This is a genomic window from Thermodesulfobacterium thermophilum DSM 1276, assembly GCF_000421605.1.
Classification (GTDB): Bacteria; Desulfobacterota; Thermodesulfobacteria; order Thermodesulfobacteriales; family Thermodesulfobacteriaceae; genus Thermodesulfobacterium; species Thermodesulfobacterium thermophilum.
Map to the genome: position 1 here is coordinate 14,911 of NZ_ATXI01000005.1, position 24,629 is coordinate 39,539.

26 protein-coding genes and 2 pseudogenes are annotated in these 24,629 nt (G+C 35.0%); 12 read left to right on the top strand and 16 right to left on the bottom strand.

What is annotated here, in order from left to right; translation table 11 throughout:
• Nucleotides 1-29: 29 nt before the first annotated feature.
• Nucleotides 30-1,355: a cytochrome ubiquinol oxidase subunit I gene (locus tag H529_RS0103000; protein WP_022855082.1), complete on the bottom strand. Its 1,326-nt coding sequence runs from the start codon at nucleotides 1,353-1,355 to the stop codon at nucleotides 30-32.
• Nucleotides 1,356-1,380: 25 nt separating this feature from the next.
• On the bottom strand, nucleotides 1,381-1,815 hold the full coding sequence (locus tag H529_RS0103005) for an RrF2 family transcriptional regulator (protein ID WP_022855083.1): 435 nt from the start codon (nucleotides 1,813-1,815) through the stop codon (nucleotides 1,381-1,383).
• A gap of 162 nt (nucleotides 1,816-1,977) precedes the next feature.
• Here H529_RS0103005 and H529_RS0103010 point away from each other — a divergent pair, with 162 nt between their 5' ends.
• Genes H529_RS0103010 through holA form a run of 4 tightly spaced genes read left to right on the top strand, consistent with a single transcriptional unit; the run spans nucleotide 1,978 to nucleotide 7,683 of the window.
• Complete coding sequence (locus H529_RS0103010) at nucleotides 1,978-3,561, top strand: GAF domain-containing protein (protein WP_022855084.1); 1,584 nt, start codon at nucleotides 1,978-1,980, stop codon at nucleotides 3,559-3,561.
• A gap of 41 nt (nucleotides 3,562-3,602) precedes the next feature.
• On the top strand, nucleotides 3,603-5,165 hold the full coding sequence (locus H529_RS0103015) for a putative bifunctional diguanylate cyclase/phosphodiesterase (RefSeq protein ID WP_022855085.1): 1,563 nt from the start codon (nucleotides 3,603-3,605) through the stop codon (nucleotides 5,163-5,165).
• A gap of 3 nt (nucleotides 5,166-5,168) precedes the next feature.
• Nucleotides 5,169-6,605 (top strand): pyruvate kinase, encoded by a 1,437-nt coding sequence (gene pyk, locus H529_RS0103020; RefSeq protein WP_022855086.1) that lies wholly within the window; start codon nucleotides 5,169-5,171, stop codon nucleotides 6,603-6,605.
• Nucleotides 6,606-6,612: 7 nt separating this feature from the next.
• Entirely contained in the window at nucleotides 6,613-7,683 is a 1,071-nt protein-coding gene (gene holA / locus H529_RS0103025; protein WP_022855087.1) for a DNA polymerase III subunit delta, read from the top strand.
• A 5-nt stretch (nucleotides 7,684-7,688) separates the two neighbouring features.
• On the opposite strand, the gene H529_RS0103030 is transcribed toward holA, so the two are convergent.
• The 7 genes from H529_RS0103030 to H529_RS0103060 form a co-directional block, all read right to left on the bottom strand.
• On the bottom strand, nucleotides 7,689-8,624 hold the full coding sequence (locus tag H529_RS0103030) for a ParB/RepB/Spo0J family partition protein (RefSeq protein WP_022855088.1): 936 nt from the start codon (nucleotides 8,622-8,624) through the stop codon (nucleotides 7,689-7,691).
• Complete coding sequence (locus H529_RS0103035; protein WP_022855089.1) at nucleotides 8,624-9,511, bottom strand: phosphoribosylaminoimidazolesuccinocarboxamide synthase; 888 nt, start codon at nucleotides 9,509-9,511, stop codon at nucleotides 8,624-8,626. Before H529_RS0103035 ends, H529_RS0103030 begins: the two co-directional genes overlap by 1 nt.
• A 12-nt stretch (nucleotides 9,512-9,523) precedes the next feature.
• Nucleotides 9,524-9,877 (bottom strand): Rho termination factor N-terminal domain-containing protein, encoded by a 354-nt coding sequence (locus H529_RS0103040; protein ID WP_022855090.1) that lies wholly within the window; start codon nucleotides 9,875-9,877, stop codon nucleotides 9,524-9,526.
• Between the two features lie 105 nt (nucleotides 9,878-9,982).
• A complete protein-coding gene (locus H529_RS0103045) occupies nucleotides 9,983-11,260 on the bottom strand; it encodes a bifunctional folylpolyglutamate synthase/dihydrofolate synthase (RefSeq protein ID WP_022855091.1) in 1,278 nt (425 codons plus the stop codon).
• A gap of 5 nt (nucleotides 11,261-11,265) precedes the next feature.
• The gene (locus H529_RS0103050; protein ID WP_022855092.1) at nucleotides 11,266-12,288 is read right to left on the bottom strand and encodes a sodium:calcium antiporter; all 1,023 of its coding nucleotides are present in this window, start codon (nucleotides 12,286-12,288) and stop codon (nucleotides 11,266-11,268) included.
• A gap of 15 nt (nucleotides 12,289-12,303) precedes the next feature.
• Entirely contained in the window at nucleotides 12,304-13,164 is an 861-nt protein-coding gene (locus H529_RS0103055; protein WP_022855093.1) for a universal stress protein, read from the bottom strand.
• Between the two features lie 18 nt (nucleotides 13,165-13,182).
• A complete protein-coding gene (locus tag H529_RS0103060; protein WP_022855094.1) occupies nucleotides 13,183-13,695 on the bottom strand; it encodes a BCAM0308 family protein in 513 nt (170 codons plus the stop codon).
• A gap of 445 nt (nucleotides 13,696-14,140) precedes the next feature.
• Here H529_RS0103060 and H529_RS0103075 point away from each other — a divergent pair, with 445 nt between their 5' ends.
• Nucleotides 14,141-14,572: a hypothetical protein gene (locus H529_RS0103075; protein WP_022855096.1), complete on the top strand. Its 432-nt coding sequence runs from the start codon at nucleotides 14,141-14,143 to the stop codon at nucleotides 14,570-14,572.
• On the opposite strand, the pseudogene mtgA reads toward H529_RS0103075, so the two are convergent.
• Nucleotides 14,569-15,249: pseudogene (gene mtgA / locus H529_RS10965) on the bottom strand (monofunctional biosynthetic peptidoglycan transglycosylase); the annotation flags it as partial. The gene H529_RS0103075 and the pseudogene mtgA overlap by 4 nt on opposite strands.
• A 12-nt stretch (nucleotides 15,250-15,261) precedes the next feature.
• Complete coding sequence (locus H529_RS11810; protein ID WP_051132403.1) at nucleotides 15,262-15,447, bottom strand: hypothetical protein; 186 nt, start codon at nucleotides 15,445-15,447, stop codon at nucleotides 15,262-15,264.
• Between the two features lie 51 nt (nucleotides 15,448-15,498).
• On the opposite strand from H529_RS11810, the gene H529_RS0103085 reads away from it, so the two are divergent.
• From H529_RS0103085 to H529_RS0103110, 6 genes are all read left to right on the top strand, one after another.
• The gene (locus tag H529_RS0103085; protein ID WP_022855097.1) at nucleotides 15,499-16,722 is read left to right on the top strand and encodes a 2,3-bisphosphoglycerate-independent phosphoglycerate mutase; all 1,224 of its coding nucleotides are present in this window, start codon (nucleotides 15,499-15,501) and stop codon (nucleotides 16,720-16,722) included.
• A gap of 82 nt (nucleotides 16,723-16,804) precedes the next feature.
• Nucleotides 16,805-17,602 (top strand): DUF4198 domain-containing protein, encoded by a 798-nt coding sequence (locus H529_RS0103090; RefSeq protein WP_022855098.1) that lies wholly within the window; start codon nucleotides 16,805-16,807, stop codon nucleotides 17,600-17,602.
• Nucleotides 17,603-18,208 carry a cobalt transporter CbiM gene (gene cbiM / locus H529_RS0103095; RefSeq protein WP_022855099.1) on the top strand — a complete coding sequence of 202 codons (606 nt, stop codon included), beginning with the start codon at nucleotides 17,603-17,605 and terminating at the stop codon, nucleotides 18,206-18,208.
• On the top strand, nucleotides 18,198-18,821 hold the full coding sequence (locus H529_RS11165) for a hypothetical protein (protein ID WP_022855100.1): 624 nt from the start codon (nucleotides 18,198-18,200) through the stop codon (nucleotides 18,819-18,821). Before cbiM ends, H529_RS11165 begins: the two co-directional genes overlap by 11 nt.
• Nucleotides 18,822-18,828: 7 nt before the next feature.
• Nucleotides 18,829-19,572, top strand: coding sequence for a cobalt ECF transporter T component CbiQ (gene cbiQ / locus H529_RS0103105; RefSeq protein ID WP_022855101.1), 744 nt, complete (start codon nucleotides 18,829-18,831; stop codon nucleotides 19,570-19,572).
• A 16-nt stretch (nucleotides 19,573-19,588) separates the two neighbouring features.
• Nucleotides 19,589-20,239: an energy-coupling factor ABC transporter ATP-binding protein gene (locus tag H529_RS0103110; protein WP_022855102.1), complete on the top strand. Its 651-nt coding sequence runs from the start codon at nucleotides 19,589-19,591 to the stop codon at nucleotides 20,237-20,239.
• Here H529_RS0103110 and H529_RS0103115 read toward each other — a convergent pair.
• The 5 genes from H529_RS0103115 to H529_RS0103135 all read right to left on the bottom strand — a co-directional run bounded on the left by H529_RS0103115 (nucleotide 20,231) and on the right by H529_RS0103135 (nucleotide 23,588).
• Nucleotides 20,231-20,470, bottom strand: coding sequence for a thioredoxin family protein (locus H529_RS0103115; RefSeq protein WP_022855103.1), 240 nt, complete (start codon nucleotides 20,468-20,470; stop codon nucleotides 20,231-20,233). The two genes, H529_RS0103110 and H529_RS0103115, sit on opposite strands and share 9 nt — an antisense overlap.
• A 31-nt stretch (nucleotides 20,471-20,501) precedes the next feature.
• Nucleotides 20,502-21,779 (bottom strand): permease, encoded by a 1,278-nt coding sequence (locus H529_RS0103120; RefSeq protein WP_022855104.1) that lies wholly within the window; start codon nucleotides 21,777-21,779, stop codon nucleotides 20,502-20,504.
• A 27-nt stretch (nucleotides 21,780-21,806) separates the two neighbouring features.
• Nucleotides 21,807-22,154 carry an ArsR/SmtB family transcription factor gene (locus H529_RS0103125; protein WP_022855105.1) on the bottom strand — a complete coding sequence of 116 codons (348 nt, stop codon included), beginning with the start codon at nucleotides 22,152-22,154 and terminating at the stop codon, nucleotides 21,807-21,809.
• 112 nt (nucleotides 22,155-22,266) lie between these two features.
• Nucleotides 22,267-23,205, bottom strand: a complete 939-nt coding sequence (locus H529_RS0103130) for a ketopantoate reductase family protein (RefSeq protein ID WP_022855106.1) — start codon at nucleotides 23,203-23,205, stop codon at nucleotides 22,267-22,269.
• A gap of 2 nt (nucleotides 23,206-23,207) precedes the next feature.
• Nucleotides 23,208-23,588: a hypothetical protein gene (locus tag H529_RS0103135; RefSeq protein ID WP_022855107.1), complete on the bottom strand. Its 381-nt coding sequence runs from the start codon at nucleotides 23,586-23,588 to the stop codon at nucleotides 23,208-23,210.
• 157 nt (nucleotides 23,589-23,745) lie between these two features.
• Here H529_RS0103135 and H529_RS12130 point away from each other — a divergent pair.
• Nucleotides 23,746-24,606, top strand: a pseudogene (locus H529_RS12130) (NAD(P)-dependent oxidoreductase); the annotation flags it as partial.
• Nucleotides 24,607-24,629: the final 23 nt, after the last annotated feature.

Sequence of the window (24,629 nt, forward strand, 5' to 3'; positions counted from 1 at the left end):
TTTTCACCCCCTTATTTTAAATTTTTATTTTAATATCCCAAGGTTTTTACCGCTTCTTTTTCAGGTCCTTTAATCGCAGTTTTAATGATTAACCAAAAACACACAAAGCCTAAAATTCCATACACTATGATAAAGGCCGGAAAAGAAATAGCTACCTGACTGACAGAAAGAGGGGATACTGCATCTTTAGTTTTCATAAGCCCATAAACTATCCAGGGTTGTCTTCCTACCTCAGCTACAATCCATCCAAGCTGACAAGCGATATAAGGTAAGGGTATGTTTACTATAAGTAGTCTTAAAAGGAGAGGGCAGTTTTCTGGACTGTTTCTTCTTATACAAGCCCATAGACCAAGAAAGAGAAAGAGAAAACCAAGGCCAACCATAAGCCTAAAACTCCAGAAGTTTAGGGCTACAGGAGGTCTTTCTTCTTTAGGCCATTCCTTAAGGCCTTTTACCTCTGCGTTAAAGTTGTGATAAGCAAGTAAACTTACCATCCCTGGAATTTTAAAAGTTTCTACCACGTTTCGTTCATTTTTTTCATCAGGTATAAGTAAAAGCGCAAAATCAGCACCTTTTTTGGTTTCCCAAAGAGCTTCCATCGCCGCTAATTTGGTAGGCTGAGTTTTAGCTACTATAGCCCCATGATGATGCCCAAGCACCACCACTATAATAGCCCAAACTAAAGTCCAAATAGCTGCTATTCTAAAAGATTTTTTAAAGAAGGTTACCTCTCTTTTCTTAAGAAGGTGATAACCACACACACCTAAAACAAAAAAGCCGCCAAGGGTAAAACTTGCTGGGACTACATGGAAAAACTGAGACCAGCCAAAGGGATTAGTTAAAAGGGCCCAAAAGTCAGTAAGTTCTGCCCTTCCATTTCTTATCTCAAAACCTACAGGGTTTTGCATCCAGCCGTTGGCAAGTAAAATCCAAAGCGCGGAAATGGTTGAGGCGATAGCTGTTAACCAAATGGCAGTGGTGGTAACCTTAGGACTAAGCCTATCCCAGCCAAACCACCACACCGCGATAAAAGTAGACTCAAGGAAAAAAGCTAAGGTAGCCTCTATAGCCAAAAGAGGTCCAAAAACATCCCCTACGTATTCAGAATAATAACGCCAGTTGGTTCCAAACTGAAACTCAAGGGTTATTCCTGTAACTACACCTAACCCAAAGTTGATTAGAAAGATTTTACCCCAGAACCTGGCAGCCCGCTTAAAATCTTCATCTCCAGTCTTAAGCCATAGGGTTTGATAGATAGCAGTCAAAAAAGAAAGACCTAACGTAAGGGGTACAAACAAAAAATGAAAAATGGCTGCTGCTGCAAACTGAAGCCTTGACAACCATAATACATCCATAAAGCCCCCCCTTTAGTTTTTATGTTTACTCTTTTTTAAGGGCTAATATTTCTGCCTCTGCAAGTTTATCAAAGGTGTAAGAAGAAAGTTTTTCTCTAAAACACTCGTTTATATCATGCAGTACCTTGTTTACCGGACAAAATTCGATTCTTTTACACTGTTCCTTTTTGATAAAACATCGGGTAAAGGTAATAGGGCCTTCAAACGCTTCGACTACCTCTAACAAAGAAATCTGTGAAGGTTTTTTTAACAACTGATACCCACCGGTTTTACCTCTTTTTATGGTTAAAATTCCTGCCTTTTCTAAAAACTGAGCAATCTTAGCTAAAAAGGCTTTGGGTATGTCCATCGCTTGACAAATTTCTTCTCGAGAAGCGATTTTTTTCCCTTGATATAAATAGATACAGGACAGATAAAGAACCATCCTTATCGCATAGTCCTGTGCGGCTGTAAACTCCACAATTCCCCTCTTAAGTAGATGTTTTTGGTCTACTTAAATTTTATTTTAAAAAAAATTTTTTTGACGTCAATACTAATTTTAAAAATTTTATCAAAAACTTGGTTAGGTTGTTTACATGGGAAAATTATGTTAAAATACTTTTAAAAAATTTTTTTAGGTGTTATGGAAAATTTCTTAACTTTTGCGGTTTGTAATTGCCAAAAGGATAGGTCTTTAGTTTGGGAAGAATTTGTTGATGGAATTGTAAAGAAAACAGGGTTAAAGATTGAGCTAAAAATCTCCAGAGATCTGGAAGAGGAGCTTAGGTATTTAGATTCTTTTCTTCCAGATATCTATTTTTCCTCTTTTGTTAACTGTTGTGCTCTTGTTAAAAAGGGCTTTATCCCTGTAGCTAAGGTGAAAGGTTTAGGTCATTCCAACTTTTGTTTGATAAGCAGAAAGGATTTTTTAGAGTTTAATCACAAAGAAAAAGAATTTTTAAAATTAGGACTTTTAAAAAATCCTTGTCTGATAAACTTGCTCTTAGTATTATATCAAGATTTCCCTATTTCTTTAAATAGAGTTTTGCCTATCTTGTTTTCCTCTCAAAAGGAGATTAAAGATTCTTTTTTAAAAAAACACATAGACCTTGCTTTACTATCAGCTGATTTTTTAAAAAATAATCAAGAAATATTTAGATCTAACTTCTGGTTACCCATATCTTACCATGATATACATTTTTTCATGCTCAACCCAGGTTCTCCTTATTTTTTATGGTTAAGAGACTTTTTTCTAAACCCCTTTACTTTAAAGGGATTAGAGGTTGATCTTGTCTCCCAAGAAGAACAGTTTATAAAAACCTTTGCTATACTGCCAGAACTTTTGTCAACCCTATGGGAAAAGGCCTTGATTTATGAACTTTTTTATAAATCTTCATATTTAGGTATGTTAATCTACCGAGATGACCAGGTTTTATTGGCTAATGAATATGTCCTAAAACGACTAAACTATGAACCTCAAGATTTTAAAGACTATAAAATGGAAGATCTCTTTTTTGAGGAAAAGATTAAAGAGGTGGTAAAAGAAAACATAAAAAGAAGATGCACAGGAGAGTTTTTTCCCACTGTTTACTATGAAATACCTGTAAAAACTAAACAAGGCAGAAAAAGGTGGTTTAACGTTTATGAAGATACCATAGTTTTTCAAGGAGATTTTGGGGGCTTATCTTTAGTAATAGACATAACCTCAGAGGTAAGGTATAAAAAGCTCATCGAAGTGTTAAAAGAGATTAATCATTTAATGATAGAAAGTTATTCTGAAGAGGAGTTGTTTGATAAAGTTGTGAAAACCTTGGTCAAGGTCCTGGAATTAAAAGGAACTTGGATAGGAGAGATAGATGAACTAACCAGAAGAGTTAAGTCTATTCTGTATTATCCAGAAACCCTAAGCTTTATAAATAGGCTTGATCCTTATCTTTTTTCTTTAGAAAATCAAACCCTCAGTTTTTATAAAGCTTTTCACGAAAAAAAAATAAACATAATACCTGATGTGGAAAAGTATCATTACCTTAAAGATGTTTCTGAGATCTTAAAGGCTTTAAACGTAAGATCGGTTTGCAGTGTTCCTATAATGAAAGGAAAACGGGTTTCTCATGTGTTGGTGCTTTGGGCGGATGAGCCCAACTTTTTTACAGAAGACTACTTAGAGCTTTTAGAAGAGCTCAAAAACAACCTTTCTTTTGCTCTAAAAAAATTAGACTTTTTTTAAGGATACAAGTTTTTAACGACTTTATCAAACAAAGTGAAGACATGTTAATCATTGCTGATGTAGACGGAAAGTTAGAATACTTAAATCCGGTTGCCTTCCATGAACTTGAGTTTGAGGAAGACCCTTTTGAAGTTAACATATTTAAGTTATTAGGTATTACCTCTGAAGAAATAAATCAGGTTTTAAAGGGTTTAAATACTATAAAAAAGATTATTTCTCTTTCTTCAACCAAAAAACGAAGTTTTTTAGAAATAAAATTAACTTTAGTTAAGTTTGCCGATTATAAGAAAGTTATCATCTTAGGTAAAAACCTCACCAAAGAAATAATTTTTGAAATAGAAAAGCAAAAGATGTTAACTCAGGACCTGCTTACAGGTTTGTTAAACTACCAGGGATTTGCTCAAAAAACAACCGACCTGTTGCAGGTGGTGAAAGAAGGTATCCTTGTGTTGTTAGATATATACAACTTTTCTTACATAAACCATTTTTACGGACTTGAGGCAGGAGATAAAGTTTTGACAACCGTTGCTCAGAGGTTGAAAGAGTCTTTTCCTAATGCGTTAATCTCTCGTCCGGTAGGAGATAGTTTTTCTTTATTTTTGATAGATTATGAAAAAAAAGATACTTATAGTTTGATAAAAAAAATTCACGAAATTTTTACCCTACCTATTGAAGTAAAAGAAGGAGAAAGGGTATTTTTAGAGTTTCAAGGAGGTATTGTTTTTTATCCAGAAGATGGGAATACTTTTATTGAACTTTGGAGAAAGGCTAATGTTTTATTAAGTGAGGTGAAAAAAAAGGGACCTAATCTGATAGAAGTTTTTAATCCTTATGTAGAAAAACACGTAGAAAACATATTTTTTGTAGAAAATCTGGTTAAAAAGGCTATTCAGGAACATCTCTTTGTTTTTTACTATCAACCTTATTTTTCGTCTGACCTTGAGGTTGCAGGGCTTGAGGCCCTGGTTAGGATAAAAGCGGATGGAAAAGTTTTTAACCCAGGAGATTTTATAGATTACTTAGAAAACAGCCCTTACTTGAAGGATTTTGAAGAAATAAGCATAGATAAAAATTTAGAAACCTTGGTAAACATTCAAAAACCTGTTTCAATCAACATTTCTTCTAAAAGCTTAGAATCTATGCACATTTTTGAAATACTCTCTAAAAAAACAGACCTGTTAAAAAACATACCTTGTTGCTTGGGGATTGAAATAACAGAACATGCTTTAGCTACTAATTTAGAAAAAGTAAACAAACTCTTGAAAATGCTCAAGTTTTATCGAATCAACATCTTGATAGATGATTTTGGGACAGGTTATTCCTCTTTACATTATCTAAAAGATTTACCGATAGACTTTATAAAAATAGACCAAAGTTTTGTCAGAGATTTCTTAAGAGACAAGAAAACTTTTTTTATCTTAGAAACCATAATAAAACTGGCTAAAAAACTTAACATTAAAACCATAGCTGAAGGAGTGGAAAACAAAGAACAATTTAAGGTTTTAAAGGAGTTAGGTTGTAACTATTTTCAAGGATTTTGGTTTGCCAAACCTATGCCAAAAGAAGAATGTTTCGCATACTTAAAAAAGCTTAGCAAAACCTAACTTATGAAAAAAATAAAGATAGTAGCCACTATAGGTCCCAAGACTCAAGATCTTTCTTTGATAAAAAAGTTGATAAAGGCTGGGGTCGATGTTTTTAGGTTAAACTTTTCTCATGGAGACCATGAATACCATAAGCAAAGTATAAAACTTATAAGAAGGGCTTCGGCAGAGTTAAAACTTCCGGTAGGTATTTTACAAGACCTTTCAGGCCCTAAAATACGGATAGGAGAAGTTAAAAAACCCTTTTTAGTCCATGCAGGAGAGATTCTGGAACTACATAAAACCAAGATTTTGGGAGAAAAGACAGGAGATTGTTCTAAGGTTTCTGTAGAGTATCCCGAAATCCTTGAAGACCTAAAAGAGAAAGACCTTATCTATGTAGCAGACGGTTTAATTAAGTTAAGAGTGGTTAAAGTTTTAGAGGATAAAGTTATTACTGAGGTATTGCAGGGAGGGGTTATTTCCTCTAAAAAAGGTCTTAATTTCCCTGGTATTTCTCTTTCCATACCAGCTTTTACTACTAAAGATAAAGAAGACCTATTGTTTGGACTCCAGAATGAAATAGATTTTGTGGCCCTTTCTTTTGTAAATAGAAAAGAAGACGTTTTAGCTTGTAAAGAGGTGATAGAGAAATTTGGTAAAGGTCAACCTGTGTTTGCCAAGGTAGAAACACAAACTGCTCTTGAAAACATAGAAGAAATTTTAGAGGTAGCTGACGGACTTATGGTGGCAAGGGGAGACCTTGGGGTAGAGGTTCCTATTGAAAAAGTTCCTGTGGTGCAAAAAATTTTAGTTGAAAAAGCCAATAAAAAGGGTAAACCTGTCATCATCGCCACCCAGATGTTAACCTCTATGATCAATTCTACCATGCCTACTCGAGCTGATGTTTCAGACATAGCCAATGCGGTTTTAGACGGGGCTGATGCTTTGATGCTTTCAGACGAGACAGCCATAGGCAACTTCCCTGTAGAGTGTGTAAAAATGATGGTTAAAATCATCAAAGAAACTGAAAAGCTATATCCTTACTTAGAAGAAACTTATCAGGAAGTGTCTTCAGATTTTGCCATTGCCTACAGTAGTTGTGTGTTAGCTTCTGAGGTTAAAGCCAAAGCTATCGTAGTTTTTACTAAATCTGGCAGTTCTGCCATGCGGATAGCTAAGTTTAGACCTAAGGAGTTGATTTTAGCCAACGTCCATGACGAAGAAATCTTAAGACGTCTTACGATAGTTTGGGGGGTTTATCCTTGTTTTGTGCTTTCTGAGGTAAAAACGGTAGACGGGATGGTAAAAGAATTTTTGGTAAGGGCCTATCAAAAAGGGCTTATTAAGAAAAAAGATACGTTAGTTTTAACCATGGGGTATCCTGTAGGAAAGGTTGGGTCTACCAACCTGATAAGGTTGGTTAAACCAGAACAAATCCAAGCTCTCTTAAAAAGCTAAATTTGTTATGCCAGTTTTAACCTTTTCAAAGGTTTTAGAACTTGCCAAACAAAAACGGATTGCTCCGGTTTATATTTTTATAGGAGAGCCACAACTTTGTAAAGAAAAAGCAAAAGAAATCTATAATATTTTACAGGACAAAGGTTCTACCATAGAAGTTTATAACCTAAACGATAAAGAAGATAAAAAGACTTTTTCTAAGATAAAAGGATATCAGGAAGGACTTTTTGGTTTGAGAAAAGTTTATTTAATCTTAGGAGGAGAAAACATAGAACTTTCTAAAGAGGAAGAGATAATAAAAAGCTTAGAAAAAGAAACCTCTGTTTTTACCTGGTTTATCATAGCAGAAAAATTTGAGGAAAATAGACCTTTATATCAATTTGCCTTGCAAAAAGGGGCGATAGTCTTTTTTAACTTTAAAAAAGAGGAGGATTTCTTAGAAACAGAGCTTATCCTCAAACTTAAAGAAACTGGAAAAACTATGGACAGAAAAACCACCGAACTTTTTTTGTCCTTGGTAGGAAAAGATTATCATCATTTTTTAAATGAGCTTGATAAACTTTTGCTATATACTGAAGAAAGAGCTGTGATTACAGAAGAAGATGTATGGAGCGTAACCATCCCTCTCGAAGAGGAAGTGCTTTTTATGGTGGAAGAAAGTCTTTTTCAGTCTGGCCCAGAGAAAGCCTACAGGATAGTTGCACAACTTTTGGACCATAAAGAAGAACCTCATAGAATTTTAAGTTATCTGTATAAATCTTTTAAGATTTTTCAGATATTAGCAGAATTTTTGGAAAAACACCCTGAATTGAAAAAAGAAGAAAGGTTTAGTCAATTTTCCAAAAAATGGGAGGAGATCAAAACCGACCCTATAGTAGAAATTCCTAAAGTGTTAACTGAACGGCATCCCTACCGAATCTTTAACCTTAAAAAGCATTTAGAAAAAATAAAAAATCTTCCTCAAGTGTTTGAGGAACTATATAAGGCAGACCTTTCTTTAAAAAGAGATTTTAAAAACCCTTATCAGGTTTTTAAAGAACTTTTCATCAACCTCTGGCAAAAGACCTTACAACCCTAAAGTTTTTAGATTGTTTCTAAAATTTTCTTGATAACTTCTTCATTTTGAGTTAAAAACTCAATTTTTTGAGAGAATTCTTGACTATCTTTAACCTTAAAAATAAGTTCTATTTCTTTTTTTTCTAAGTAAGGAGATAGTTTTACGTTTATCTGTTTTTTTTGTAATTTCTCAATATAGGGTTTTAAAGTCATCATTTTTGCGGATAAGTTAGGGTAATAAAGCTCTTTTAGTCTTTCAAAAAAAGTTTTTCTTCTCTGGTTAAACTCCTCATAGTTTAAGGCATCTTTTAGCTCCTCAGGTAATAAGGAAGTTAACCTTAAACGGCGCTTTAGGTCTAAAAGTTTTTCCAACACCTCTCGTTGTTCGCTAAAACTTAGATTGAGCCGAGTTATCACCAACAAAAACTCTTTTTTTTCTGTTTCATTTAAAAATTTAAAAAATTGCAAAATATGAAGGTTTAGTTTATCATTAATGATTAAATTTTTAAATTCAATGTCTAATTTATTTATTTCAAGTAAAATTTTAAGCCATATATTATTAGGAGGAAGATTAATTTTTTTCATCAGAATAAGGATTTCGTCTAAGGTGAAAAGAGGTATGGCTTTGTTTAGAAATTCAGCTTTTTCTACTAAATTCAGATTTCGGAAAAGATTGCTTTCTAAAGAAATAAGTAAGAGCTCTTTGGGAGAGAGGTTTTTTAAAACCAGAGCTTTAATCTCTTTAAATCCAATGGTTTTACAGGCTAAAACTCTACCTTCTCCGCAAATTATCTGAAAGGCTCCTTCTTTTGGAAGATAAAGGATAGGGGGTTGTAATAACCCCCAATTTTTGATACTTTCAATCAAAAAAATGTCTCTTTTAGGAAAAGAAAAAAGATAGGACCTATCTTCTGTCGACACAGAAGATAGGTCTATGGTTTTACATGTTATTGGGCCTAACACTACAAGGTCTTTCCTGTAAGCCTGTAGAGGGCTTCTAAATATTTTTCTCTGGTTTTTAACACGATGTCCTCAGGAATGGTAGGGGGATTTTGGGGGTCCCAAGAAATAGATTTTAACCAATCTCTTATAAACTGTTTATCAAAACTTTTCTGAGTTTTCCCAGGTTGATACTCATCTTTGGGCCAAAAACGTGATGAATCTGGGGTTAAAACTTCATCTACCAAGATAATCTTATCTTCGTAAATACCAAACTCAAACTTGGTATCTGCTATGATAATCCCTCTGCTTTCTGCATACTCAGAAGCTTTTTTATAAATCTTTAAAGAGGTTTCTTTTAAAAATTGAGCGACCTCACTGCCTACTAATTTTTCCATTTCTTGATAAGTGATGTTGACATCATGCTCTCCTATTTCTGCTTTGGTTGAGGGGGTAAAAATAGGTTCAGGTAGCTTATCAGCTTCTTTTAAGCCAGGTGGTAAAGGTATTCCACAAACTTGCCCTGTTTTTTGATATTCTTTCATGGCAGACCCGGTGATGTATCCCCGGACGATACATTCTACAGGTAAAACCTTAGCTTTTTTAACCAACATACTGCGTTGAGCTAATGTTTCTTTATATTCTTTTAAAACCTCAGGATACTCCTCGAGGTTTGCGGTAATAAGATGGTTGTCTACGATGTCTTTTAAAAAGTCAAACCAGAAAAGGCTCATCTGGGTTAAAATTTTACCTTTATATGGAATAGGAGTGGGAAGAACTACGTCAAAGGCTGAAATCCTGTCGGTAGCTACGATAAGAAGTTTATCCCCCAAGTCATAAATGTCTCTAACCTTTCCTCTTTTCAGAAGAGGTACTTTTTCTAGATTTGTTTCCCAAACAGGAAGACTCATTTTTTCCTCCGATTAAGCCATAGTTTTAGCAAGTTTCCTTGTTCTTTTCTTAAATTTAGCCGCCAATTTTCTGTATCTTTCATATTTTGTCCAGTCTTTATTTTTTTTAGCTTCTTCAGCTAAGGCCTTAAACTTTTTAACCTTAGCCTTGATTTCCCTCATAGAGGCACCAACTTTTTTAGGTTCTTCTTTTATACCATAAACTTTTTTAAGAGCAGAAATAAGTTCTTCTTTGTTCATTCCGTGAACACCTGAAATTTCTGGTATTTGTAAGGCAATTTCCCTTAATTCTTTGATGGTCATCTTCTCAAGTTTTTTCTCCAACTTAGGAAGTTCTTTGGTTTCTTCCTGTTTTACCTCATCCATAGTCTTTAACCTCCTTGTTGAGAGATAGTTTTAAACCCTAAAATCTCTTTTAAGTTATCATAAAATTAAAAGAAATCAATAAACTAACCCAAGAGTGTAATTATCTTAAACTTCTTTTTCAAAATTTTCTAATACTTTGAAAACTTCGGCCACAAAATAAATAGACCCAGTAACCAGAATTTTGGAGATAGGTTCGTTCAAAGCTGCTCTTAGAGCTTCTTGTGGTGAGGGAAAAAAGACAACTTCTTCTTGGGTATAATTTTTAATAGCTTTCTTCCATTCAGAAAGGGTTACTATTTTTCTGTGGGAGGAAAATTCACATAAAAAGGTTTTACGACTAATTTGGCTTAGCTTAAGAAACATATCTAAGAAAGGTTTTTGTCCGTCTTCATTGGTCACCCCAAAAATAACTAAAAATGCTTTATCACACCCTTTAGCCAAAAGGTCCTTTACCAAGGCTTCTACCCCGTCAGGGTTATGGGCTACATCAATTAAAATTTCCTTTTCTCTTATTTTTATTTTTTCGTATCGCCCTTTCCATCTTACCTCATTTAAAGCTTTTTTTACTGTCTCAGGGTCTATAGATAAGAGATTAAGGTTTTCAAGTATTTCGAGAGTTTTTAGTGCACAACCTAAGTTTTCTCCTTGATATTTTCCTGAAAGACTTAGAGAAAGATCTTTAAAGGTTTTTTCTCCGTAATAATTCCAGAGACCATGATCCTCGACTACAAAAAAATCTTTGTTTAAGAAATAACCTTTTGTTTTTAGCTGTGATAGTTTATGATAAAAAACTGGTAAAGCCTGAGGCTTAATGTTTCCAAATATGCATGGCACCTTTCTCTTTATGATACCTGCTTTTTCATAGGCTATTTTTTCTAAAGTATTTCCTAAGTATTTGGTATGATCAAAACCTACGTTAGTAATGATGGTTACTTTAGGAAAGACTACGTTTGTAGCATCAAGTCTTCCTCCCATACCACACTCAATTACCGCAAAGTCTACTTCTGTTTGACTAAAATAAAGAAAAGCAACGGCAGTGGTAACCTCAAAAAAGGTTAGATTGAAAGCTTGAGCCAGAGGTTTTACCTCAGAAATTAGAGCTTCAAGGGTTTCATCTGGTATGTCTTGTCCGTTTATCTTAAACCTTTCGTTGAGTTTAAAAAGATGAGGGGAGGTATAAAGCCCTACTTTAAACTCATGTTGTTTTAAAAGTTCAGCTAAGATAGCAGCGGTTGAGCCCTTACCGTTGGTACCGGCGATATGTATAATTTTAAGTTTTCTTTGAGGATTCCCCAGTCTGGTTAAAACTTGAGTAATTCTTGCTAAACCAGGTTTTATCCGGTGAAACCCTAATTGGTATAACCACTCTAAAGAAGAAGACATAAACTTTAATTATTGAAACTCTGGACTACTAAATAACCATACACTAAATAACAGATCCCTGAAATTATAAAAAGATAAACAGGAATTTTTTTAAAAAGGTTTAAAAAGAGGACATAGAGAATCCCTAAGGATATGGCAATTATCGCTGAAGTCAAAGCTAATCCTTCTACTATCCAATCGGTGAAAAGAAGACCTACGCTTACAGGAAAGGTTGACTGAAAAACCATAGCTCCGGTCATGTTTCCCAGAGCTAAAACGTCTCTCCCTCTTAAAGTCCAAATCAGGCTGTTAAATTTTTCAGGAAGTTCAGTAGCGATAGGAGCTACTAAAAGGGCAAAAAGAAGAGGGTCTAATCCCCAAGAATGAGATAAAACCTCTAATTTTTCTACGAAAAGATGTGCACCCTTTACCATCAGGATAAGGGCTAAAACTACCTGAACTGACGAAAAAAACACCACATTACCCTTGGTAGGGTTTTTAATCTTTAGTATTTTTTCTAAATACAGTTTTTCTTCTGATTCAACTTCCAAACTTTCTGCCCGAAAGGTAAAGAAAAGATAGATAAAATAGTTAATCAACAGTAATAAACCGATGATGTAATGCATAAAACGGGTGTTTTCAAAGAAAAAGGGAAAAAAGATAGCCAAGGAATAACTAATTAGAAAGAAAGTAAAATCTCTTTTAAAAGTTTTAGGTTCAAGATACACCTGTAAAACCTTTCTTCTTTTTAAAAGATAGCTCAAAAAAACCCCTATACCTACGAGAAACAATCCAGCAGTAACTAACATAAAAGGAGCTCCTAAAATCGCTCCTATGCCTATAGAAGAACCTCCTTCTCCTTTGTACATAAGGATGGCTACTAAGGGAATAATGGTTTCTGGAAGAGCTGTCCCTACGGCTGCAAGTACACTGCCTACCACTGCTTGGGATAAAGAAAGGGCTTTGCCTAAATTTTCAACCCCGTTAGTAAAGATCTCTGCACAAAACAATATGATTAAAAGTGATAACACTAACAAAATTATGTCCATATTCCAAGACCCTTTCTATAAAACTTGATCCACTATTAAAATAGGTACTTCAACCTTTCTTACCACCTCTCGGGCAATAGAACCTAAACCTTTTTTAACCATTTTACCTTTTTTTCCCATGATTAACAGGTCGATTGGTTGTTTTTTGACAAACTCTTCTATTTTTTCAAGCCTGTTACCTACCATTATTTCAAACTTTATTTTTTGGACAAAATCTTTTTCATCACTAAAGTTTGCTATGAGTGTTTTCCATAAAGCATATTTTTGTTCTCTTTCTTCTTTAATAAAATCTGAGGTTAATACAGGTTTTTTTAGAAAATCAGGAGGTTGTATTACATTTAGGCATGATATTTCTAACACGTCTTTTTTGCTTAAAAGAGAAGCCATTTTTAGACAAGATTCACTTGTTTCAGAAAAATCTATAAGACAACCTAATCTTTGGATCTTGGTAAGAGGATTTTCTTTAACCACTAAGAAATTACAGTTAAGCCTTTCGATCATTTTCTCCGCGGTAGGAACTTTTAGAAAATGAGGTACATACCCTAAAACTACTACAAAGGGTTTGACCTGCTCGATAAAATTGGTAAGGGAATACCAAAAGTTACCTAAAATGACTTTAGTCTGAAAAGTAAATCGTTTTTTGAATTTTTCGTCTAAATAGGAACTAACAAGTTCCTTTAAATCTTGGTCTAACTTTTGTTTTTCCTTTTCTAAATAAGGTTGAAGGTAGGCAGGAGGAGTTAGAAAGTATTCGATGGCATGAAAAAGTATGATGTTAGAAACCTCTGGCAAATGGTCAGCCAAGAAAAGGCCAGAGGTTATCACATTTGGGGTTAACTTTTTAAAGTCTATGGCTAAAGCTATGGTTAAACTCATGACTTTTTGTCCTAAAATTTATTTGTCTCTGTGCCAGTAAACTCTTACCAATTTATCACCTTTGGACCATTTAAATTCTAAATTTCCTTTATAGGCTCTGTAAAGAGCCCTTCCAAGTCTTTGAGCTAAATGGTCGGTGGTGGTCTCTATGACAGTTGTTCCGTCTTCTTCGTTTATGTTGATAATTTGATGGAGGGGATTAATGTTGCGAGCTCTTTCATACTCATTGTTTAACAATTTCATGATATCCCCTCTATGAGATTCCCAAAAACCACCTGAAATATAAAGGTATCCCATAGCATACTGTTCTATAGCCTTTTTACAACCTGGGCATATAAGCTGCGGAACTGTATCAATTTCTTTTAATTCTTCGTATAAATCTTCATCTATAACCCACCTTTTATCTTTAAACACCGCTTTACATCTGGGACAGATGGCCTCCCCTGCAGGAGCCTCTTTCATTGCGTAAGGGTCTTCAGTGGTCTCAAAAACATGCGTATGTTTTATCCATTTATCCCCTTTTTTACTCATATACCCTCCCTTTTTTTGAAATTTCTTCCCTTTTAAAATTATAAGTTCTTATAAAGACATTGTCAACAAAATATTTTTCAGCAAACAACATGGTTTAAAAACTATGGATAGTGGTAGTGTTTCATTAGTTGTGTTTAAATTTTAGGGGTAAGGGCTTCCTTTCCTGGTAAAAAGGATAAAGGTAAAAATGATAAATCTAAATTCAAATCAATTTAGAGAGGCTAATGAAGGATATCTCGATGAGAGCTAAGGTAATAGAGGTATTTTCAGGGGTGGATTCAGTTTATAAGGTGGTATATTGGGTATGGTTGGATGTTGGAGGATATATAACTTACCAATTTAAAAAACTATGATTGACTTTTAAACTTTATCTATTAAATTTACTGTTATGGCTTATCGATGGCTCCCACCATCGAAAAATCATAAGCCGTTATGGGAGGGAAAAATGGTTGATAGGATAGAGCTTGAAAATGGGTTAACTTTAGAAATATGGGATTATTCAAGACGACTGGCTGGGGATAGATGGTTGGTAGGGCTTTTAATCCAGGTAGGGGTTTCTCCTGAAAAGGAAGACTTTGCTAACGAAACTTATTATAAACTTTTTATGGAAAAAACCGACGGAAAGGTATACTACCGCTACAGAAAAGAAAGACATTTCGTACCTGAGGACCAAATTAATCAACTTTTTTCAACGATGAAAGAAGGATTTTTAAACGTAGCCCTTCCTTACCTTTCTCATCCAGAATTCAAAGAAAGATTGATAAAACATGAGGTAGACCTTTTTCAGAAAAAGATGGATTGGGAAAGGTCGATACAGGAAAAAGACGCAGAAACAGAACGTTTAGAAGAGATTTGGAAAGAAAAAGACATATACTAAGGATTTTCCGTCTTTTTTTCTTCTGTATTAGAATCTGGCTGAGGGATTTCTCTTAAAGGAGATTGTTCAGACCCAGGCGTTAAGGTAGGTCTATTAGGCGTGTCCTCAGGTTTTTCAGGTTGATTAGGTGTAGGCTCAGGTTCGGTAATGTCTTCTGTGTCTTTTTCTACGTCTTGATATTCCTCTTTGATGATACCTCTTTTTTTCATGATAAAGTAGATCAATCTACTTCTTTTTTCGACATATGGTTGATGCTTTAAAGGGTTATATTTTAAAGGATTAGGAAGCACAGCCACCAACCTGGCTGCTTCCCAAGGAGTAAGATATTTAGCACTTTTTCCGTAGTAATGTCTGGCTGCTGCTTCGGCTCCAAAGATACCCTCTCCCCATTCAGCTACATTTAGATAAAGTTCTAAAATGCGTTTTTTAGATAAAGTGTTTTCAAGCCTTATGGTAAGGATGGCTTCTTGAATTTTTCTTATAGGATTTTTAGAAGGACTTAGGTAAAGATTTTTAGCAAGCTGCTGAGAGATGGTACTTCCTCCATATTTAAGCTTTCCCTCTTTTAGGTTTTTCTCCAAGGCCTTTTTTATACCATCAAAATCAAAACCTTCATGTTTATAAAATTTGTCATCTTCTCCGATTAACACAGCTTTGACTAAGTAAGGAGAGATGTGGTTTAAAGGAACTCAAATCTGTTTTATTTGAACCTTTTTTCCTTCTTTTTCCCATTGTTTCATGCGGTATTTCATCATAGCGGTAAGCTTAGGATTTTGGGTTTTTAGAGAAGACACATCAACCAAAAGAGGATATCCTATCAGATAAAATAAAAAGGCTGCAACAAATACAAAAAAGATAAGTTTTAAGGTTTTCATGGTTTTATAATTATATGATAAAATGGTAAAAAAAACAAAAGGGAGGGCAAGATGGAGTTGGTTGAAAAACTAATCAAAAAGGGAGATGCTAAGATCGTAAAAGTGGTACTTGACGGAATAGGAGATTTGCCTGTGAAAGACGGAAAAACCCCTTTAGAGTTAGCTTATACCCCTAATCTTGACCAGTTGGCTAAAAAATCAGCCACAGGCCTTCATATTCCTGTAGATTATGGGATTACCCCAGGTAGTGGTCCAGGACATCTTGGGATTTTTGGTTATGACCCCTCTCAAGTTACTATAGGAAGAGGTGTATTAGAAGCTTTAGGTGTAGGAATAGAATTAAAAGATATAGATGTAGCTGTTAGAGGTAATTTCGCTACGGTGGAGTATCAAAACCAAAATCCTATCGTAATAGATAGAAGGGCAGGGAGGATTCCTACTGAGGAGAATCAAAGGTTAATTGCCAAACTTTCCGAAAAAATAAAAAACATAGATGGTGTTGAGGTAATTTTAAAATCAGGAATGGAACACCGATTTGTGGTGGTTTTTAGGTTTCAAGAAAAGCTTTCAGATTTGGTAAATAAACTAAACGATACAGACCCTCAAGTTTTAGGAAAACCTCCTATCCCGGTTTCTTCTCCTTATCCAGAGCTTAAAAAAGTAGTAGAGGTTGTCTCTAAGTTTATCGATCAAGCCTCTGAAATCTTAAAAGATGAACCTAAGGCCAATTACGTCTTGCTGAGAGGTTTTTCTGTAAAACCTGACCTTCCAACCTTACAACAAAGGTTTGGTATAAACCCATGTTGTATAGCAACCTATCCTATGTATAAAGGACTTGCAAGCCTTGTAGGTATGAAAGTAGTTCCTGTTAAAGGGACAGACCTGAAAGATGAAATCCAAGCTTTGAAAGAAGTTTGGGAAACTTACGACTACTTCTTTGTCCATATAAAAAAGACTGATTCTTACGGAGAAGATGGAAACGCTGAGGCAAAAATTAAAACTATAGAGTCTTTTGATCAATACCTTCCCGAAATTTTAGACTTAAATCCCCAAGTACTTTGTATCACAGGAGACCACTCTACTCCATGTATTATGAAAGCCCATTCTTGGCATTCTGTACCTACCCTTATTTGGTCTCCCTATGTCTTAGGGAATACCTCTGAAAGGTTTACAGAAAGAGAATGTCTGAAGGGAGAATTAGGTATATTTTATGCTTATAAACTGATGCCTCTGCTTTTGGCTCACGCTGGGCGGCTAAAAAAATTTGGGGCCTAATTATTAAAATGATATTGACAAATGTAGAATCAGGGTTATATCTATCCATTGTAGTTACTAATTTAAAAAAAGGAGGTTTAAAATGCTAAAATTTTTAAAAAATGTAATTTTAAGCACATCTATTGTAATGCTAAGTGCTACTTTTTCATCTGCTCATTTTGTGGTGTTAAAGCCCGATACAGACAACGTGGTTGATAAGAAGAAGCCAGTTAGAGTTGAAGCCTTGTTTACCCATCCTATGGAAGGTGGGCCTCACATGGATTTTAAGATTAAAAAAAGTGAACTTTTTGAAGAAGGCAAAAGATACCCTGTGGAATGGAAGGTAGAGTATATTCCTTCTTCTAAGGGAAGTAACAAAAAAGTACCTAAATATGTAACCAACTTAGGCCTTAACAAACCAGGTCTATATCAGTTATACGTAGATCCAGAGCCTTATTTTGAACCAGCAGAAGGTAAATATATTCAACAAATCACCAAAGTAGTTTTTTCCGCTTTTGGAAAAGAAAAAGGATGGGATGAACCTATTGGCCTAAAAACTGAGATCATCCCTCTGGTTAAACCTTTTGCCTTATGGGAGGGTAACTTGTTTAAAGGAAGGGTGTTGGTTGACGGAAAACCTGCAGCTAATGTAGAGGTTGAGGTGGAATATTTAAATACTCAAGGATTTAAAGCCCCTTATGACAGTTTGATTACCCAGGTAGTAAAAACCGACGAAAACGGTTATTTTGAGTATACACTGCCTTGGGAAGGATGGTGGGGTTTTTCCGCAATTACTGATGGAGGTACGATAAAAGGAGATGACGGAAAGGAATATCCTTTAGAATTGGATGCGGTTATTTGGGTAAAGGCCTATCCTAAGCCTAAGAAAGGTGGTAAATAAATGCATATTTCAGAGGGGGTTCTTTCCCCTCCTGTTTTGATAACAGGGTGGGGCTTAACGTTAATAGGTTTAACCATAGCCCTAAAAAAGCTTTCTCACAGAAAAATCTCAGAAGTAGCCGTGCTTTCAAGTGCCTTTTTTATCGCTTCTCTTATTCATGTGCCTATAGGGCCTTCAGCTGCACATTTAGTACTAAATGGGATGGTAGGGATACTCCTTGGCTGGAATTCTTTTGTGGCCATTTTTTTAGGTTTACTTCTTCAAGCCCTTTTTTTTCAATTCGGAGGTTTCACCACCTTAGGTATAAACACCTTTAATATGGCTTTCCCTGGTGTGATCTCTTACTACCTTTTAAAAAGATTTATCAGAGGAGAAAACCAAAAACTATCTTTTATCTCTGGGTTCTTAGCTGGCTTTCTAAGTATGTTAGGAGCAGGATTTTTTACAGCGCTCTCTCTTTATCTCACAGAAAAAAAGTTTTTGATACTCTGTGAAACCCTTATCATAGCCCATATACCTATTGCCGTGGTAGAAGGTTTGGTAACAGGTTTTATCGTGGTTTATCTGTTAAAAATAAAACCAGAGGTGTTTAAAGATGAGGTTTAGACTTATCTTGGGATTACTTTCTTTTTGGGTGTTATTTTTGTATAGCTATGGTTTCGCCCACAAGGTGAACCTATTTGTCTTTAGAGAAGGGGAAAAGGTTTCTGGAGAAGGATATTTTGCAAACGGTGCTCCCTGTATGAAATGTGCCATAGAAGTTTATACCCTGAAAGGTAAAAAATTAACTCAGACCACAACCGATGAAAAGGGTAGGTTTGAAGTTAAGATAAAAGAAAAAGAACCTTTGTTGGTAAGGTTGATAGCAGGAGAAGGACATTTAGCAGAGGAAAAATTAGAAGGTTCTATAGAGGTAGCTTCAAATGATAAAACAAAAGAAAATTTAACAAAAAAAGAGAGGGTTGATCTACAAAACAAAAAAGATGTAGAGAACATAAAAATAAATAATTCAAAAAATGTAGAAATCGATAGAGAAATGTTAAAAGTGGTGGTTAAAGAGGTTCTATCTGAGGAGTTAAGTTCTTTTAAAGGAAATTTTTTGGAGTTGAAAAAGGACTTAAACAGAGTTAGGTTTCAGGACATCATCGGAGGTATAGGTTATATAATAGGGGTTTTAGGTTTGTTAGCTATGTTAAAAGCCAGAAAAGAGAAGGCTTAGATTAAAAATGCATTTAGAGGTTTTTGCAGAGGGAAGGTCTCTTTTACATATCCTTGACCCAAGGGTTAAAATCGTAAGTTTCACAGTTTTTGTAATCTTTTGTGTAGGTGCTAAGGGTTTTCTACCCCCCTTCGTTTATTTTCTTATTGGTTTTGGGCTTGTGTTTTTGGCAAAGCTTGAATTTAAAAAGGTATTAGCCCGTTTACTTCCGGCCAATGTTTTTTTGGTGTTCTTTTGGGTTTTACTTCCTTTTATGTATAAGTCAAACCCTTACCTTATAGAGACTCCTTATCTGAAGATTAGTGCTGAAGGGGTATATCAGGCTTTACTTATTACTTTAAAGTGTAATGCTATCTTGATGGCTACGATTGCGTTACTTGGCACTTCAAATGTTTTTATGTTGGCTCACGCCATGCTTCATTTCAAGGTTCCTGCAAAACTTGTGACTGTATTTTTTGTTTTTTACCGATATATCACCGTGCTGCACGAGGAGTATCTTAAAATCAAGAGGGCAGCATTAGCCAGAGGTTTTGTACCTAAAAACAGTCTTCAAACTTACAAAACCTATGGTTATCTGGTAGCTTTTCTTTTGATCAAAAGTTTTGAGAGGTCCGAAGAGGTTTACCGAGCGATGCTAGCTCGCGGATTTAAAGGTTTTTTCCCTGTTTTAAACCATTTTTATCTAAAACCTTTAGACCTGTTTTTTGGGTTCTTTTTTTTAACAGTTATCTTTTTAATTTTCTTTTTTTAAGTATAATACCTTCTCTATGGAAAAAATTATAGACATAAAAGGTCTGGTTTTTAAGTATAACGACCGTGTGGTTCTTGATGATTTAGAGTTAGAGGTTAGGGTAGGGGATAGAATAGGTCTTATAGGTCCTAACGGAGCAGGTAAAACCACCCTTCTTTACATTATCATGGGGTTCCTTAAACCTTTAAAAGGAAAGATAATTATTTTAGAAAAAGAAAGAAAAGAAGAGAAAGACTTTATAGAGGTTAGACAAAAAATAGGGCTTTTATTCCAAGATTCAGACTCTCAACTTTTTTGTCCCACGGTTAAAGAAGACATAGCCTTTGGTCCTCTTAACTTGGGAAAAAGTCATGAAGAAGTTAAAGAGATAATAGATAAAGTAGCCCACTTTTTTGGAATAACCCATCTCTTGGAACGTCCAGTTTATAAACTTTCAGGTGGGGAAAAGAGGTTGGTGGCTTTAGCAGGGATTTTTGCGATGAACCCAATATGTTACCTTCTGGACGAACCTTCTGCAGGACTTGATGAACAAAGCAAAACCAAACTCATAGAATTTTTAAAAACACAATCTACCTATCTTATCGTTTCTCATGAGAAAGATTTTCTTAAAGAGGTTAGCAATAAAATCTTTAAGTTAGAAAAGGGTAAACTCTTTCAGTTACTTTGAGAGTAGTTTTTTAATATCTTCTACAGACAATAACTCCCCCTGAGAAACTAACTGTCCGTCTATCCACAAGCCAGGTGTTTTTAACACACCAAAAAGTGCCATTTGTTTGATGTCTTGAACCTTTTCTATAAAAACCTCTATTCCTAATTCTTGAGCAGCTTTTTTAACGTTTTTATAAAGGGTTTCACATTTTAAACAACCTGGTCCAAAAACTTTTACAAACCTCTGCATAACCAACCCCCCTAACTATTTTTAAAGTTTTTTAAGAGTTTATCATCCCAAAAATATATCCAGAAATAGTCCCTAAAAAGATTACTATAGCTGCATAAGTTAAAGTTTTTTTAACACCCCAGATACTTTTTAAGACTAAAAGGCTTGGTAAACTTACACTTGGACCGGCAAGCAAAAGAGCAAGGGCAGGGCCATATCCCATACCAGACCCTAAAAGCCCCTGGATGATCGGAACTTCGGTTAAAGTAGCAAAATACATCAAAACTCCCACTATACTGGCAAAAAAGTTGGCTAAAAGGGAGTTACCTCCTACTAAATAGTTGACATAGAAAGAAGGTATAAAGGCTTCATGTCCTGGTCTTCCTAAAAAGAATCCTGCTACAAAAACTCCAGCCAAAAGCAACGGTAAAATTTGTTTACCTAAAAGATAGGTACTTTGAAACCATTTTTCCATGTCTCCTTTTGTCTTATAAAGAGCGTAGCTAAAACCTACTAAACCTACAAGAAAGGATATCTCCTTTTCATGCAGCAACACTTGCGTTAAAACTACAAAAAACCCAGTAAATATTAAATAAATAGCTGAAACTTTAAACCAAAAAACCACTTGTATTCCAATTAATATGGCTAAAAAACAGACAAGATACCATTTTATAGAAAAGATAAATCCTGCGAAACCTTCTTTAGCACCCCAGGTAGCAAAAATAAGAATACCAACCAAAGCTGAGAGCAATCCAACTTTTTGGTAAAAAGGTATGGTTTCTGAGGTTTTAGGAATTTCTATTTCACCTAACCTTTTAGTTTCATCTTTTCTAAAAAGATAGGCCATAAGTAATCCTACTATGATACTTCCTGCTATAGCCCCTACGGCTCTTGCCACTCCTATGTGGATACCTAAAATTTTCCCTGTAAGCACTATGGCTAATACGTTGATAGCAGGACCAGAATAAAGAAAGGTAGTAGCAGGACCAATGCCTGCTCCTCTAAAATAAATCCCCGCAAAAATAGGAAGGACGGTGCAAGAACAAACAGCAAGAATGGTTCCTGAAACACTGGCTACGCTATAGGAAACAACTTTTGGAGCCTGTGCTCCTAAATATTTCATCACAGAAGCCTCTGAGAGAAAAGTGGAAATAGCGCCTGCTATAAAAAGTGCTGGTAATAAACAAAAAATTACGTGTTCTCTTGCATATTCGTGAGTTAAATAGACAGCTTCTTTTAAACCCTCTATAACCCTTTGTTCAGCAGGTAAAAAATAAAAAAACAAAAAAACAAACGCCGCAATCAACAAAAACTTTAGTTCTTTCAACATTAAAAATAGTCCTCCTGTTATCAGGTTTTATCTGTTTGTTTTTACGAAATCAGACTCAAGAGTAGTTTTAGCGGATAAACTGGTGTATAAAGATTGCTTTTTCATTTCTTCAAGCAACTCCTTTATGACTTTGGCTACAAAATCATCTTTTGGTGAAAGTTTATATATAATAAAAGCCTTACTTTTTTGATAAGAGGTTATTCCTGCCTCGGTTAATACTTGTAGATGTCGTGAAACGGTGGGTTGAGAAGACCCTATAAGGTTTACTAACTCACATACACAATGAGGTCTTATCGATAAATAAACGATGATTTCAAGTCTGGTTGGGTCTGAAAGGGCTTTAAATAACTTGGAGAATTGATACATTTTATTCATGTTATAAAATCCCTTTAGGTATAAATTTAAAAATATAGCAAAATAGCTATATGTCAAGATGTATTTTTAAAATTTAAAAAGTGGAAGGATTATCGTTTTTTGGGATAAGAGATTAATTAGTTTTTTCTCTAAGTTTTACCAGAAGGGTAATAAACTTGTTAACCGGAGTTTCTAATCCTTTTTGCTCTGCAAGGTTTACGATGGCACCGTTTAAAGCGTCTATTTCTGTCTTTTTACCGTTTTTGAGGTCATAATACATAGAGGGATAATGGCCGGCTGTAGGAGGAATAAGTCTTTGATAGAAGTGCTCTTTATATTCCTCAGAGGACTTCCATCTTATCTCGATGTTGTATGCCTTTAAAACTTCAAATATTTCCTCTATAACCTTATCCATGAGAAATTTTGTTTCGTAGCTTTTGGCAAGCTCTCCGTAGGTTCTTTCTAAAAGGGCACCCAAAGGGTTTAAGGCTGAGTTGTAGATGATTTTCTCCCAGAGTATGGCATATACATCTTCCGAGACCCTGGTAGGTATACCTGCCTGGGTAAAGATTTGGGCTAATTCTTCTAAAGTTTCCGTAGGGATGGCTTTTTCTGGTTGGCCTATAACTACGTCATCTCCAAAAACGGTTACTTCTGCCATTCCTGGTGAGATTACCTTAGCTCCAAAGATAATCCTTGAAAGGATTACCTGATTTTTAGGAATAAGTTTTATAGCTTTTTCGTAGTTTCCATAGCCATTTTGAGCTATTAAAAGTAGTGTATTAGGTTTAATAAATTTTTTTATCTGAAAAAGAGCATTTTCGGTGTCAAAGGCTTTTACAGTAAGGATTATCAAATCAAGGTCTAACAAGGTTAAATTTTCTGGGTTGGTAAAATATTGGTCTATATAAGCTTGTTTATCACCAAAAAGTCCGGTTATTTGAAGAGGTTTATTTTTTAGCTGATCAAGATACTTTTCTTTGACAAAGGTATAGACAGTGTGCCCAGCATTCTTTAGAGAAACAGCAAAAACCGTTCCTAAAGCACCTAAGCCAAAGATTAATATTTTCATCTTTACACCTCTATACCTCTTTTTCTCAATTCCTCAAGTTTACGTTCTCTACAGGTGGGACATCTGAATTCAGGTTCAGGGTCGTTGAGACGATCATAGTTTTTGGCTTTTACTACTCTATAACCTTCACCAACAGTCCCGCAATCAGCGCACTTTACGTTTTTTTCTATCTGCCAGAGAGTAATATGTGGAATACTAAAATAACCTTTAAAGATGGCTTTATCTATAAACCAGAATACATTAGCTAAGATGAATTGGTTGAGTAAAAAAGCGGGTATGGTATGGATTTTTAACATATCACTCAATAGATACTGCATCAAGGCCCCAGCTATTCCAGAAAGTAATATCCATCTCCCAAATACATAAATAATCCAGGACTTCAAGTTAAACCTCCTTGATAAGTAGTCTTTGGTGGTAATTATAACATCTTCCTTTATTTTATAAAGCTGCATTTCTTGTATTTTAAAAGAGTAGACGAAGTTTTCTTGTCTTATCATATGTTTTTAATTAAAATAAAATTAAAAACAAAAACAGGAGGTAGACTTTATGAAGATAGGTTTTATAGGGCTTGGTACCTTAGGTATAGAGATAGCTAAAAGATTAATTTCGCAAGGTGTTGGGTTAATCGTTTGGAATAGGTCTAAAGAAAAAGCTAAACAGTTGGGACTTGACTTGGTAGAAACACCCAAAGATTTGATTTCTATGGTAGATAAAGTTTTTATTATAGTTTCTGACAGTGAGGCTTCCAAAAAGATTATTTTTGGAAAAGACGGTCTTGTCGAGGGTGATATTCAGGGGAAGACCATCATAGATTTAACTACCAACCATTATCGATATGTGGTTGAAGCCGAAAAAGAGTTAAAACAAAAAGGGGCGTATTATTTAGAAGCTCCTCTGCTTGGTTCTGTTATCCCGGCACAAAGGGGTGAGTTAACTGTTTTGGTTGGTGGTGATCGAAATAAGTTTGAGGAAACAAAAGGTATTTTTGAAAAATTTTGTCGTAATATGATTTACTTAGGTGAAATAGGAAAAGCTACTAAACTTAAACTTATAAATAACATAGTATTAGGTGGTTACATGGCAGTTCTTGCTGAAGCTATGGCCATAGGAGAAAAGGCTGGTTTAGAAAAGGAACTTCTTTTAGAGGTGCTTTCTAAGGGTGCAGGACGGTCTTATGTTCTTGAAGTAAAAAAACAAAAGCTTCTTGAAGGGAAATTTGAACCGCATTTTTCTGTTGAGTTGATGTATAAAGACCTTCACTATGCTCAGGACTTATTCAAAGATTTTAAAGCCTTTAGCATGGTTCTGCAGAACGTAAAAGAGGTTTACGGTTTTGCCAGAAGCAAAGATTTAGGTCATCTAGACTTTTCTGTGGTGTATAAGATTTTTAAGACTGAGTAGTCTTTAAGCTTGGTTACAAAATT